This window comes from Streptomyces seoulensis (assembly GCF_004328625.1).
GTDB lineage: Bacteria > Actinomycetota > Actinomycetes > Streptomycetales > Streptomycetaceae > Streptomyces > Streptomyces seoulensis.
Genome location: NZ_CP032229.1, coordinates 2,496,115 through 2,510,384, shown reverse-complemented (window position 1 = coordinate 2,510,384; position 14,270 = coordinate 2,496,115). Strand labels below are relative to the sequence as shown.

Sequence of the window (14,270 nt, the reverse complement as noted above, 5' to 3'; positions counted from 1 at the left end):
CGCCATTCAGCGGGCCGGGAGTGCGTTGGTTCTCTCGGCCCGTCCTGCTGCCCGGCTCCGCCGTCAGTCGGCCGCCGAATGGAACAGCATCGCGGTGAGCGCGCGGAACGTGTCCTCCGGGTCCTCCTCTCCCATCCGGCTGTCGAGGTTGTGGCCGAGGAGCAGCGTGGCGTAGCCGTGGGCCAGTGACCAGGCGGCCATCCCGGCCAGCCGGGCGTCGGGGCCCCGGTCGCCGGGGTCGACGCCGGCGACCGCCTGGTTCAGGGCGTCACCGGCCAGGGCGCGGGCGGTGGTCAGCTCCAGGTCCTCGGCGCGCAGCAGCTCCGGGCTGAACATCACCTGGAAGTGCGCGGGGTGCTCGCGGGCGAAGCGGACGTACCGCACACCGGCCTCGCGCAGGCCGGGAGCCTCCCGCAGGGCGTCCGCGAGCAGGCCGAACCCCTCGGCGGCTATCGCGGTGAGCAGTCCGGTCCGGTCCTTGAAGTGGTGCGCGGGCGCCGCGTGCGAGACCCCGGCGCGGCGGGCGAGGTCACGCAGACTCAGCGCGCCGGGGCCGTCGGCGGCGATGACGTCGAGCGCGGCGGACAGCACGGCCCGGCGCAGATCGCCGTGGTGGTACGTCCGCCGGTCCGCGGACGTGGAGTTCGAGGGGCTCATGGAACCAGAATACGCGGAATCTAGTCATTGACAAGTTCTTTCCGCCCCGGCAATCTAGTCAGTGTCAAGTCGAAGGCGGCCGGCCGACGGTCGCATCCGGGGGAGGAGACAGGCATGTCCGAGAAGACGCTGGAACCGGTGGAGACAGCCCGCGTACGCCAGCTCTGGCACCTGCTGGAGCCGTTCCACGCTCTGCTCTATTTCGCACCCGAGGTGGAGGAGGAGATGGCCGCGCTCGGGTACGGCACGGAGGACCGCTGGCCCGCGTACTTCCCGCTGCGCGCGGCCCCGTTGGGAGAGGCCGGCGCCGAGCGGGTGACCTCCGCCTTCTACAGCTTCAGCCCGCGCATGGTCGCCCGGCACATGAAGGGGGTGTGGGACATCGCCGGCCCCCGCGAAGTGCTGGCGGCCCGCCTGCGCGGCATCGGCCATGCCTACCGGGCCATACTCGGAGACGGTGTCGAGGGGCCCGGTATGGCCGAGGCCGCCGCCCTCGCCCGCCGTGCGGCGGAGTCGGCCGGCACCGAGGGCCGCCCCCTCGCGGCGGCCAACGCCGAACTCCCGTGGCCCGACGCCCCGCACCTCCAGCTGTGGCACGCGGCCACCATCCTGCGGGAACACCGGGGCGACGGCCACCTGTCCGCCCTGCTCGTCGCCGGACTCGATCCCGTGGAGTCCCTGGTGTCCTTCGCGGCGATAGGCGCCGCGTCCGTGGAACGCTTCGAAAGCCGAGGCTGGAGTCGAGAGGAATGGACGGCCGCCCGTGAACGCCTGACGGTGCGCGGCCTGGTGGAGCCGGACGGTACGGCCACCGGGGAGGGCCGCGCCCTGCGCCGCCGCGTCGAGGAGCACACCGACCGTCTGGCCGCCGCCCCTTGGCAGTCCCTCGGCCGGGCGGACGCCGACCGCCTGGCCGACCTCCTCGGCGACCACTGGGTCGCGGTCCTCTCCTCCGGTCTGCTGCCCTCCGAATCCACCCTGGGAATAGGCAAGGCATGAGCGGGACGCGCGAACTGGCCGCCGTCCAGGGCCCCCAATACCCCTCTACGCCCCTTCTGTTCCTATCCACCAGGCGCGGCCCGGCGGTTACGGTGGAGGGCGGATCTCTCCGCCCGCGTCCGCGGACGGACCAGGGTGAACGAGGGGGCGCATGTGAAGCGTCTGTGGGGCGGGGCAGTCACCGCCATGGCCGTGATGACCGCCGTGACGGGCTGCAAGGCCGAGGAGGTCAAGGGCTCGTCCGGCGCGGAGCCGACGGGCGCCAAGGGTGCAGCCCTGAGCGCCGTCGACTCCCTGGACGTCAAGGGCCGTGCGCCGAAGACCGGTTACTCCCGTGAGCGCTTCGGCAGCGCCTGGGCCGACACCGACTCCAACTCCTGCGACACCCGGGACGACATCCTCAAGCGCGACCTGAAGGAGGTGAAGTTCAGCGGAGGCAAGTGCAAGGTCACCTTCGGCGTACTGGAGCCCGACCCCTACTCCGGCAAGACGGTCACCTACCGGCGCGGCCGCAGCCTGGTCGACATCGACCATGTCGTCGCCCTCTCGGACGCCTGGCAGAAGGGCGCCAAGTACTGGGACAGCAGCAAGCGCATAGCCCTGGCCAACGACCCCCTGAACCTCATCGCGGTCGACGCGAGCACCAATCGCGGCAAGGGCGACGGCGACACCGCGAGCTGGGTCCCCCCGGCGACGAAGTACCGCTGCACCTACGTCGCCGCCCAGGTCGCCGTGAAGAAGAAGTACGACCTCTGGGTCACCTCGGCCGAGAAGTCCGCGATGAAGAAGATCCTCACCTCCTGTCCCGCCCAGAAACTCCCCGCCGGCGGCAACCCCACCAACGCCCCGTCCCGCTTCCGGGCCCGCTGACCCGACCGGTCGGCGCGCACGTCGGCACCTTCCGGTCGTCCACGCACTACATCGGTGTGCACTTGCTCATGGGACGGCAAAGATGTTCACAAGCTGCAAAGGGGTGTTTATCGACAAAATGACCGGTTGAGCAAGCGGCGTTCAAGAGTTGCGCAAGATCGTCTCTCGTGGCTGTCCACAGGGTGTTCACAACAGCAAGATCAATGGGCTTATATGTCCTTTATTGATCGCTGGAGTCGAACCCGTGCCTGTAAGGCCACTCAGTCGACCTAGACCCGCACGACGTGCTCAACGTCTGCGGCGTTCGGTCGCCGTTGTCGTACTCACCGCGCTCGCGTTGATGTTCACGACCGATCAGGCCCTTGCCGAGGGCCTTGAACTCGGTCGCGTCAAGTTGCCGAGCGCGAGCCTGTCCTCGTGGGCCTCCTGGTTCACCGACCCCCACTGGGGCAAGCTGCCCCACCAGCAGTCCGGCACCGCGGCCGGCAAGCGGCACCATGTGTCGGCCGCCGCGACCCGCGCCCATCGGGGTGCGGGCCACAAGCCGGGTCATGGCCGCGGCGAACTCGGCGCGTACAAGGCGCACAAGTCCTCGGCGAAGGCCGGGATGAGTGCCTCGTTCCGTGGGTTCAACCCCCGCACCAGCAAGCGGGTGTCGAACCGGTCGACGCAGAAGTCGACGTATTACCACAACACGGACGGCTCGTTCAGTCGGAAGGTGTCCCCCTTCCCCCTGAACTACAAGGACGAGAAGGGAACATGGCAGCAGATCGACACCGCTGTCGCCCGTGGTCCTGACGGCCGGTGGGTCGAGAAGTCCAACGCGGTGGATGTCGGTTTCGCGCCGAAGGCCGCCGATGAGGATCTGGCGTCGTTCGGCAAGGACGGCAAGAGCGTCGGGTTCGCCCTCGAAGGCGCCGCGAAGGTCGCGGGTGTGGCGAAGGGGTCGACGGTCGCGTATCCGGGGGTTCTTCCGGCCACGGACCTGGAGTTGACGTCCACGTCGGTGGGTCTGCGGCAGGCGCTGGTGCTGCACTCAGCGGACGCGGCGAACTCCTGGGTCTTCCCTCTTCGTCTGAAGGGGCTGACGGCGGAGCTGAACAAGTCCGGCGGGGTCGACCTGCGGGACGCCAGTGGCAGGGGTGTCGCCTCGATCCCGTCGGCTTATGCGTTCGACTCGAAGATCGACCGGGTGTCGGGTGAGCGGGCGACGACGCACGCGGTGTCGTACGAGCTGGTGACTTCGCATGGTGAGCCGGCGTTGCGGATGACGCTGAACCCGGCGTGGCTGCACGCGAAGGCGCGGCGGTTCCCGGTCACGGTGGACCCGGACACCTCGGTCTGGGACTACGTGCACAGCACGTACACGGAGTCGGGTTATCCGGTGGCGGACCGGTCGCAGGAGCAGACCCTGAAGATCGGCTCCTATGACTCGGGTGCGCATTCGGCGGTCTCGTTCGTGCAGGACTGGCGGGACAGCTTCGACGGCTCGGGTGTCTCCCTGGTCTCGGCCAACCTGCACCTGTACGACATCTGGGCCTCGACCTGTACGCCGGAGGCGTTCAACGTCGCGCAGGTGTCGGCCGCGTGGGACCCGACCGACTCGATGACCTACCCCGGTCCGGCGCACGGTGCGTCGATCGGCAGTGTGACGCCGTCGGTGCCCAACGCGTGTGCGAACACCACGGGTGACCAGTCGGGTGGTGACTGGGTGACCGTGCCGCTGGACACGGCGGCGATGCAGAAGTGGGCCAGCGGCACCACCGCGGACCACGGTCTGGCGGTGTACGCGGCGACGACGGACGCGCTGCACTGGAAGCAGTTCGGTTCGATGGCTTTCCCGGGTGATGAGCCGTACATCGTGTACGACTACACCGGTGATGTGGCGCCGATGGTGGAGGCGACGTTCCCGGCGAACAATTCGTCGGTGTCCACACTGACCCCGGAGCTTCAGGCGTTCGCGGACTTCCAGCAGAATCCGGTGGCGCAGAAGTACGACTTCAAGGTCTACAACGCTTCGGGCGCCCTGGTCGTGGACTCCGGTCTGGTGACCACGCCGAACTGGACCGTTCCGAGCGGCAAGCTGGCCTGGAACACCTCTTACACCTGGACCGCGCAGGCGTATGACGGCACCAAGTACTCGACGGTCTCACCCTCGTCCGCGCTGACGACGGAGGTGCCGCAGCCCTTCCTGACGTCGGAGCTGTCGCAGAACAGCAGCGACCACGGCTACGACGCGACCATCGGCAACTACACCACCTCCGACACGGACGCGTCGATCTCCACGGTCGGCCCCAGTCTCGATGTCGAGCGTGACTACAACTCCCGCGACTTCCGGATATCCGGCGCGTTCGGTGCCGGGTGGTCGAGCATCTTCGATGCCAAGGTCACCGAGCAGAAGAACGCGTCCGGCACGCTGACCGGGGTAACCGTCACCTACCCGGACGGTTCCGAGGTCGGTTTCGGCAAGAACGCGGACGGCACCTTCTCGGCGCCCTCGGGTCGTTTCGCGATGCTGCGTTCGCAGGCGTCGCCGGTCGGTTACACGCTGACCGACAAGGACGACACCGTCTATACCTTCACCAAGCTGCTGAGCACGGGTGTGTACGGCATCGCGGCGGTGGCGGACGCCAACAAGCGTCAGGTGGACTTCACCTGGGCCTCCGGGCACGTCACGAACATGAAGTCCGCTGTCTCCGGCCGGTCGCTGAATCTGACCTGGTCCACTCCCGCTGGGGCGACCGCGGCGCATGTGGCGACGGTCGTCACCGACCTGGTCGATTCGGGCAACTCCAGCAGTGCCCAGACCTGGACCTACGGTTACACCAACGACCAGCTGAGCAAGGTCTGTTCGCCGCTGTCGACGACCAAGTGCACGACATACGGCTACACCAACGGCTCGCAGTTCCGCACCGAGGTCGAGAACGCCGGAGCGTCGCAGCTGTGGCAGTTCAACGAGGCGAGCGGCACCACCGCCGCCAGCTCGGCCGGTGACAGCGAGGGCACGGACAACGCCACGTACAACGGTGTCACGCTCGGCCAGGCCGGTCCGCTGGCCGGGTCCACCGCGACCGCCGCGAAGTTCAACGGCTCCTCCTCCTACGCGGAGCTGCCGCCGAGCCTGGTCTCCAGCTCCAACCAGCAGACGATGTCGATGTGGTTCAAGACCACGACGGCGCCGGGTGTGCTGTTCTCCTACTCGACGCTGCCGCTGAGCTATGCGATGTCGCAGGGGCAGTACACGCCGGGCATCTATGTGGGCTCGGACGGCAAGCTGAACGCCGAGTTCTGGAACAGCAGCGGTGTCTCGCCGATCGTGAGTTCCTCCGCCGTGAACGACGGCGCGTGGCACGAGGTCGTGCTCTCGGGGGCCGGTTCGCTGCAGACGCTGTATCTCGACGGTGCCAAGGTCGGCACGCGTTCGGGCATGATCTCCTACAGCAACGGCTATCACAGCGCGCTGCAGAACCACACCTACATCGGTGCCGGTTTCCTGGGCGGTACCTGGCCGGACGAGCCCCACTACTCGGCCACGAGCGACCAGGGCTACCCGACCTACTTCAACGGCACCATCGCCGACGTCGCCCTGTACCCGGACGCGCTGACCGCCGACCAGGTGTCACGCATCCATACCGCGGCCACCAAGGCATCCCCCTTGCTGACCACCGTCACCCGTCCCTCGGGCAAGGCGTTCGCAGGCATCGCCTACGACACCGACGCCGCTCGCGTCACCCAGTTGACCGACGAGAACGGCGGCGTGTGGAAGCTGAACCCGGCCACCATCACCGGCTCCAGCAACACCTACCGCGGCGCGGTCCTCGGCGGCGCCCCCAGCCAGTACTACCGTTTCGGCGAGTCGGCGGGTGCCACGACGGCGCTCGACGAGGTACGCGGCGGGACGGGCGCCTACTCGTCGGTGACGTTGGGTTCGGCCGGTCCGTTCAGTGACCACACCACGGGTGCGTTCAACGGCACGTCCTCGAAGGTGACGCTGCCGAGCGGCACGATTCCGGGTTCGGGTCCGGAGTCGGTGGACCTGTGGTTCAAGACGGCCACCGCGGGCGGTGTCCTGGTCGGCGCGTCCAAGGACCCGCTGGGCACCACCACCCCGACCGCCTACACGCCCCTTCTTTACGTGGGCGGCAGCGGCAAGCTGTACGGGGAGTTCTACTTCTCCGGCGGCTCGACCAAGCCCCTGGGGTCCGGGTCGGCGGTGACCGACAACAAGTGGCATCACGTGGTGCTGTCCTCGTCGGCGACCAGCCAGTCCCTCTACCTGGACGGCAACCTCGTCGGCACCCAGACCGGCACCGCCGCGATGACCGGCCAGCCCTACACCTACGTGGGCGCGGGCTACCTCGGTGGCTACTGGCCCGACGAGCCCCACAACAGCACCACTGACAACACCGGCTACGCCAGCTACTTCAAGGGCTCCATCGCCGAGGCCGCGGTCTACCGTTCCCAGCTCTCCGCGGACGACGTCGACGCACAGTACGACGCGGCACTGAACTCCACCGGCCTGCTCCCGGTGAAGACAGTGACGGTGACGACGCCGACCAACGCGACGCTCAGCTACAAGTACGACGTCACGCACGGCAACCGTCTGCTGAGCGAGACCGATGCCCTGGGCAACACGACCAGCTTCGGCTACGACACGTCCGGTTTTGAGTACACGGTGACCGATCCGAACGGTTCGATGACCGTCACCGGTCATGACGTGCGCGGCAACATCGTCTCCTCCACGTCCTGCCAGGACCAGGCGGCGAACAAGTGCAACACGGAGTACTACACGTACTACCCGGACGACACGACCGCGCAGCTCACCACCGCCGACCCCCGCAATGACCAGCTGCTGACCGAGCGGGACGGACGTTCCGCGTCGGCGGGTGACAACACGTACCTGACGACGTACACCTACGACTCGGCCGGCAACCAGACCGCGATCACCGGTCCCGCCGTTCCGGGCTTCCCGAACGGCCGCACGACCTCGACCGTCTACAGCGACGGCACCGCCACCTACCCGGCCGCGGACGGAGGTGTGGTGCCCGCGGGCCTGCCGGTGAAGACCGTCAGCCCTGGCGGTGCGGTCAACCAGGTCTCGTACAACCAGAACGGCGACGTGGCCTCCACCACGGACGCCATCGGTCTGGCGACGTCCTACACCTATGACGGTGTCGGCCAGGTCAGCACCCAGAAGGTCGTCTCCGACACCTATCCGGCCGGTCTGACCACGACGTACAAGTACGACACGGCCGGTCAGGTGACCGAGGAGGACGACCCGCAGATCACCGACCGCGTCAGCGGTGCCACGCACCGGGCCCGGACCACCACGGTCTACGACGAGGACGGCAACACCACCTCGCAGACCGTGGCCGACGCGAGCGGCGGCGACCAGTCGCGCACCCAGACGTGGACGTACGACCCGTACGACCACGTGGCTACCGAGGCGGACGCCAACGTGGCCGCGGGCGCGAGCTACGGCAACACCACGACGTACAGCTACGACACCTCGGGCAACAAGACCAAGGAGGTCACCAGCGCGGGCAACGAGACCCGGTACACGTACGACGCGGAGGGCAACCTGCTCACGCAGGGCCTGATGTACACGGGCGACCCGACCAACCCGCAGCCCGCGGCACTGCTGACCGAGTCCTCGCGGGCGTACGACCCCTCGGGCCGGCTCGCGTCGATCACCGACGCGATGGGCAACGTCACCTCGTACACGTACACCGACGACGGTCTGACCGCGACGGTGACGAAGAAGAGCGGAGACGGCCAGAGCACCTACGTGCTGGAGTCGGACGCCTACGACGCGGCCGGGAACCTGCTCCAGTCCACCTCGGAGAACGGCGAGACGGTCACCAAGTACACCGTCGACGCCGCGTCCCGGACCACCGCCACGGAACTGGACCCGACCGGCGTGGACCGGGTGAGCACCGTCTCCTACACGCCGGACGACCAGGTCGCCAGCGAAACCGACCGTGACGCCTCCGGCTACGACCGCACCACCACCAACACCTACGACGACATGGGCAACCTGCTCAGCGAGACGCTCTACGGGGACGCCTCGGGTCATCCGGCGGGCTGGTGGAAGCTGGACCAGGGCTCGGGCACCTCGGTGACCGACTCCTCCGGTACCGGCAACACCGGTCAGGCGAGCAATGTCACCTGGACCGACTCGTCCGCCGGTCTCGCCGGGACGTCCACCACGCAGGGTGTGGCGACGAGCGGGCCGGTGCTGGACACGACCGCCTCGTACACCGTGTCGGCGTGGGTCAAGATGAGCTCGCTGCCGACTCACAACGCGACCATCGTGTCGCAGAACGGCACCACCAACAGCGCGTTCATGCTGCAGTACAACTACGTGCACGCCGGGTCGCCGCTGTGGAGCCTGGACGACACGAGCAAGGACGCGGCCGGGCCGACGTTCCCGGCGGCGTACTCCACCGCCGTTCCCGCCGTCGGTGCCTGGACCCATGTGGTCGGTGTCTACGACGCCTCCAACGGCTCCATGAAGCTGTACGTCAACGGCAGCCAGTCCGGCACCGCGGGCACCAACACCACTCCGTGGGCCGCGACCGGGCCGCTGACCATCGGCCGCGCCAAGTACGCGGGCGCCGACAGCGACGCCCTGCCCGGCGGTGTCTCCAACGTGCAGGTCTACCAGCGCGCCCTGTCCGCCACCGAGATCTCCTCGCTCTACGGCAAGGGCCGCACCGGCGGCACCGTCGGCTCCTCCACCGCACAGACCACCAAGTACGCCTATGACAAGCGTGGCCTCCCGTCGTCGATGACGGACGCGGAGAACCACACCACCGACTACAGCTACGACGAGGCCGGCAACCTCGCGCTCACCACCGCCCCGGCGGTCCAGGCGGAGAAGGACGGTGCCGACCTGGGCAGCGTCCGTCCGGTCACCGCATCCGGGTTCAACACCTTCGGTGAGGCGGTCGAGGAGAGGGACCCCAACCTCCAGGTCACCGACACGGCGTACGACGCGGAGGGCAACAAGGTCTCCGAGACCCTGCCGTCGTACACCCCGGCGGGCGCGTCGCAGCCCAACGCGGGCACGACCGTGTGGACCTACGACAGCGAAGGGAACCAGACCTCCGTCACCACGCCGGGCGGCAAGACCACGTCGAACCTGTTCGACCAGCTCGGCGACGTCGTCCAGACCACCGCGCCCGACGGCACCAAGACCCACGCCGTCTACGACACGGCCGGTGACCAGCTCTCGACGACCGACCCGACCGGTGCCCAGTTCCAGGCGACGTACGACTTCATGGGCCGTCCGCTGACGCAGACGACCCTGGAGCGCTACCCGTCGACCCGGACGCTGACCTCGACCAGCTCCTACGCGGTCACCACCGGCAACCCCTACGGCGCGCACGTCTCCTCGTCCACCAGCCCCGGCGGTGTGTCGTCGACGTACGCCTACAACCGCGCGGGCGACATCACCTCGGTCACCGACGCGGCCGGCAACGCCACCAAGTACGCCTACGACTTCGAGGGCAACCCGTCGAAGACGACCCTGGCGGACGGCACCTACACGACGACCGACTACAACGCGTCCGGCGACCCGACGGCCACGCACTCCTACGACGCCGGAGGCACCCAGCTCTGGAGCACGTCGCAGCAGTACGACGGTGTCGGCAACCTGACCGCCGCCACCGATGCCAACGGTCACACCAGCCAGTTCACCTATGACGCGGCCGGGACGATCACCCAGGAGACGCAGCCGGTCGACGCGACGACGTCGATCACCACGACCTTCGGCTACGACCAGGCGGGCAACCGCACCCGGTTCACCGACGGCCGCGGCAACTCCTGGCGCTACACGTACACCCCTTGGGGCCAGCAGGAGAAGGTGATCGAGCCGACCACGTCGAAGTTCACCTCGGCGGCCGACTCGACCACGACCTTCGCCTACGACGCGGACGGCCAGGCGACGAACGCCACTCTGCCGGGCGGCACCACGACGTCGATGACGTACGACGGCAACGGCCAGCTGAAGACGATGTCCGGCTCCGGCGCGGACGCGGTCACGGCCACCCGCAGCTTCTCCTACGACAACGACGGCCGCGTGCTGTCGGCGGACACGGCGGAAGCGGGCACGGCCGGAGCGGTCGACCACCAGAGCGCGACACACGACGCGTTCACCTACGACGACCGCGGTGACACCCTCACCACGTCGGGCTCGGCCGGTTCGTCCAGCTTCGCCTACGACAACGACGGCGCGATGACCTCGCGCACGGACGCCGCGGGCACCACGTCCTACGGCTACGACACCGCGGGCCGCCTGTCCTCGCTCAACGACGCGGCGACCGGCACCCAGCTCACCTACTCCTACGACCAGCTCAACCAGGTCAAGTCCGTCAAGTACGGTGCGACCGGCCAGACCCGCACCTTCGGCTACAACACCGCGCACGAACTCACCACCGACACCCTGGTGCAGGGCGCGTCGACCCTGGCGAGCTTCGCCTACGGCTACGACAAGAACGGCAACCTGACGTCGAAGACGACGACAGGCGTGTCGGGCGCGTCCAGCAACACCTACGGCTACGACTGGGCCAACCGCCTCACGTCGTGGAACAACGGCTCCACCAACACGACGTACGCGTACGACGCCTCGGGCAACCGCATCCGCAAGGGCTCGGACGTCTACACGTACGACCAGCGCGACCAGCTGACGTCGGACGGTGTCCACACCTACGACTACTCGGCGCGCGGCGCGATGACCCAGGAGTCGTCGTCGTCCGGCACGATGGCGTACAAGACGGACGCGTTCGGCGACCAGATCGTCGCGGGTGACCAGGCGTACAACCTGGACGCGCTGGGCCGCAACATCACCGACCGGGACACCTCGGCGGGCGGACTCACGCGGACCTTCGCCTACTCGGGCGGGGACAACACCATCGCCTCGGACGGCGACTTCACCTACACCCACGACACGGGCGGCGGTCTGGTCGGCGTGAAGCCGGTCGGCGGCGGCGCCGGAGTGCTGGCCCTCACCGACCAGCACGACGACGTGGTCGGCACCTTCGCCTCCGGCGCGACCGCGCTGGCCGGCTCGGCCTCCTACGACCCGCTGGGCAAGGTGGTCTCGCCGACCGACACGGTCACCGGTCACCTGGGCTTCCAGTCCGGCTGGACGGAGCCCGGCACGGGTGACGTGGGCACGGCCTCGCGCTGGTACAACCCGGACACCGGGCAGTTCCTCAACAAGGACAGCATGTCCTTGGACGCGGTGCCGAACTCGGTGGCGGCGAACCCGTTCGCCTACGTCGACGACAACCCGCTGGCCGGTACCGACGAGTCGGGCAACTGCTCCTGGTACGACGTGGTCTGCGGGGCGAAGAAGGCCGCGCACCATGTGGCCCACACGGTCAGGCACGTGGCGCACAAGGTCTACCACGCGGCCAAGCACGTGGCCCGCAAGGTGGTCCACGCCGTCAGGCACGTGGCACACAAGGTCGCGCACCGCGTGCGGGACGTCTACCACGCCACGGTCCGCGCCGTGCGCCGCGTCTACCACTACGCGGCCCGGCACGTCAGACGCGCGTATCACCAAGTGGTCCATGCGGTGCACTCGGCGTACCACGCGGTACGTAAGGCCGCGCACCGAGTGGTCCACGCGGTGAAGAAGGCCGCGAAGAAGGTCGCCCACGCGGTGAGGAAGGCCGCGCACGCGGTGGCCCATGCCGCCCGCACGGCCTACCACGCCACGGTCAAGGCGGCGAAGACGGCGACGAAGTTCGTCAAGAACCACGCCGCCGCGATCACGTCGCTCGTGGTCTCCACCGCGGTCTTCGCGGGCTGTGAGGCATTCACGGCCGGCATCGGCTCCATCGGCTGCGCGGCTGTCGCCGGTGCCGCGGGCGCCCTGGTCGAACAGGGCTTCAAGTGCGCCGACAACGGTGGCTCCGACTGCAGCATGGGCGCGTTCGCGGGCTCGGCGGTCGAGGGCGCGGTGACCGGCGCTCTCGGCGGAGCGCTCGGCTCACTCGGCGGCAAGATCCTCGCCAAGGCGGCCCCCAAGGCCATGGAGGTCGCGGGCGGCCTCTTCGGCAAGGGAGCGACAGAAGCAGGCGAGTCAGCCACCGCCGACGCGACGGACGAGGCCGCGGCAGCGGCGAAGTCCGAGGCATCCGGCACCAGGTCCCAGTCCCACTCGGACGAGGCACCGGCGGAGGAGGGACCTACCACCTGCGAGACCCACAGCTTCACCGGTTCCACTCAGGTCCTGATGGCCGACGGCACGACCAAGGCCATCGACCACATCAAGGTCGGCGACACGATTGCCAACTCGGTGCCCGGAGCGAAGGGCACAGAGGCGCACAAGGTCACCGCGGTGATCGTGACGCGTACGGACCACGACTTCGTGGATCTGGCGATTAAGAAGACAGGCGGCAAGCGTTCGGTGAAGTCCGGCGCCAAGTCCCTGGCCAAGAAGGCGGCCCGCAAGGCGGCCTTCGGCCTGGCAGCGTCCGCTGCGGTCCTGGGAGCACTGTCTGCCGGCCACAGCCACGGTGACACCCACTCGGCGACGGCACCGGTGGCGGCGGCCACCAAGGCGTCCTCGACAGCGCACCTGACAACGACCTTCCACCACCCCTTCTACGACGAGACGCAGTCCGCCTTCGTCGATGCCAAGGACCTCAAGCCCGGCGACGTCCTGCAGACGCCGACCGGCACGGCCCAGGTCACCGGTGTCCGCCTGTACCGCGCGAACACCACGACTTACGACCTGACCATCGGCGCGCTCCACACGTACTATGTGGACGCTGGCGACATACCGGTCCTGGTTCACAATTGCTTTAATGCTGCAGCCGAGCATGCGCAGCTGCCCAAGTGGGAAAGCGGTCAAATCGAGGGCAGGTGGGCGGCGCCTGGTCGCGCATCGGAAGGCATCAAAAGTGGCGAGAAGAGCAGTACTATGGCCAGGAATGCCCGCGACTTCCTCAAGGATAGGCTGCAGCAGTCTGGAATGCTGAGAGGCGGCGTCCCGGGAAATTACAGCCACGTTGAGCAGAAACTGGTTTCCAGGATGTTCGACGAGGCCGACCCGCTCGATGAAGTGGATGTTGTCATTAACCACACGGGTGGGCCCTGCCCTGAGGATCTTGGCTGCAACAAGGTCCTGGATGATGTCCTCCACGGAAGCGGCAAGACAATGAGGGTGCATTGGCGTGACGCCGCAGGTGAAATGAAGTGCAGAATGTACGGAATCGTGAAGGGTGGCGGGGGATGTTGAAAGGTGCTGAAGCGGTCTTCGCGAAGGAGCACAGCGGGTCGCCCTTGTTGCTTGCCTCGAGGGAAGCGGTTGATCGGATGATCGATGCGCTAATGGGTGGACATCCCCACGGCGAGATGGCCAAATTGACGTCTCTGGATCGAGAGACCCTCCCGTCAGGGGAGCCGGACCACGAGTTCTTGGTCGGTGTCGATCCGGACGGCAAAGTCGGCATCGTCTGCTTCGCGGATGCGGAGGCCAGCTTCGTTCCCAAAGGGGTGGCTGTCAGAGAAGAGGTGACCTACATGCTGCTCACCTATCCCAGGGATTTCCTGGAATCGCCAGAGATACCCATCGATCTTGTTCGCCGGGCAACGAAAGAGTTCGTACATTCCGGCGGCCTCAGGCCTACGTGCATTGAGTGGCAAGAAGAGCCGTACTGACCCGAGCCGTCCCTCGCTTCGATGTCGCGTGGTTCGCTGCTGGTGTCGAAGGTGTAGCTACCGGTCTT

General features: G+C 67.9%; 5 protein-coding genes. 4 read left to right on the top strand and 1 reads right to left on the bottom strand.

Going from position 1 to position 14,270, the window contains the following annotated elements; genetic code table 11:
• Positions 1–63: 63 nt before the first annotated feature.
• Positions 64–657 carry a TetR/AcrR family transcriptional regulator gene (locus tag D0Z67_RS11625; protein WP_031184278.1) on the bottom strand — a complete coding sequence of 198 codons (594 nt, stop codon included), beginning with the start codon at positions 655–657 and terminating at the stop codon, positions 64–66.
• A gap of 114 nt (positions 658–771) precedes the next feature.
• Here D0Z67_RS11625 and D0Z67_RS11620 point away from each other — a divergent pair, with 114 nt between their 5' ends.
• The 4 genes from D0Z67_RS11620 (at position 772) to D0Z67_RS11605 (ending at position 14,202) form a co-directional block, all read left to right on the top strand.
• A complete protein-coding gene (locus D0Z67_RS11620) occupies positions 772–1,656 on the top strand; it encodes an SCO6745 family protein (RefSeq protein WP_031184279.1) in 885 nt (294 codons plus the stop codon).
• 153 nt (positions 1,657–1,809) lie between these two features.
• A complete protein-coding gene (locus tag D0Z67_RS11615; protein ID WP_031184280.1) occupies positions 1,810–2,526 on the top strand; it encodes an HNH endonuclease family protein in 717 nt (238 codons plus the stop codon).
• Positions 2,527–2,866: 340 nt separating this feature from the next.
• Positions 2,867–13,780, top strand: a complete 10,914-nt coding sequence (locus D0Z67_RS11610) for a LamG-like jellyroll fold domain-containing protein (protein ID WP_078873771.1) — start codon at positions 2,867–2,869, stop codon at positions 13,778–13,780.
• On the top strand, positions 13,774–14,202 hold the full coding sequence (locus tag D0Z67_RS11605) for an Imm1 family immunity protein (RefSeq protein ID WP_031184282.1): 429 nt from the start codon (positions 13,774–13,776) through the stop codon (positions 14,200–14,202). The genes D0Z67_RS11610 and D0Z67_RS11605 overlap by 7 nt, the downstream gene beginning before the upstream one ends.
• Positions 14,203–14,270: the final 68 nt, after the last annotated feature.

Excerpts from the sequence above, each read along its gene's own strand:
- D0Z67_RS11610 (WP_078873771.1), top strand. The coding sequence starts at position 2,867 with ATGTTCACGACCGATCAGGCCCTTGCCGAGGGCCTTGAACTCGGTCGC.
- D0Z67_RS11625 (WP_031184278.1), bottom strand. The coding sequence starts at position 657 with ATGAGCCCCTCGAACTCCACGTCCGCGGACCGGCGGACGTACCACCAC.
- D0Z67_RS11620 (WP_031184279.1), top strand. The coding sequence starts at position 772 with ATGTCCGAGAAGACGCTGGAACCGGTGGAGACAGCCCGCGTACGCCAG.
- D0Z67_RS11605 (WP_031184282.1), top strand. The coding sequence starts at position 13,774 with ATGTTGAAAGGTGCTGAAGCGGTCTTCGCGAAGGAGCACAGCGGGTCG.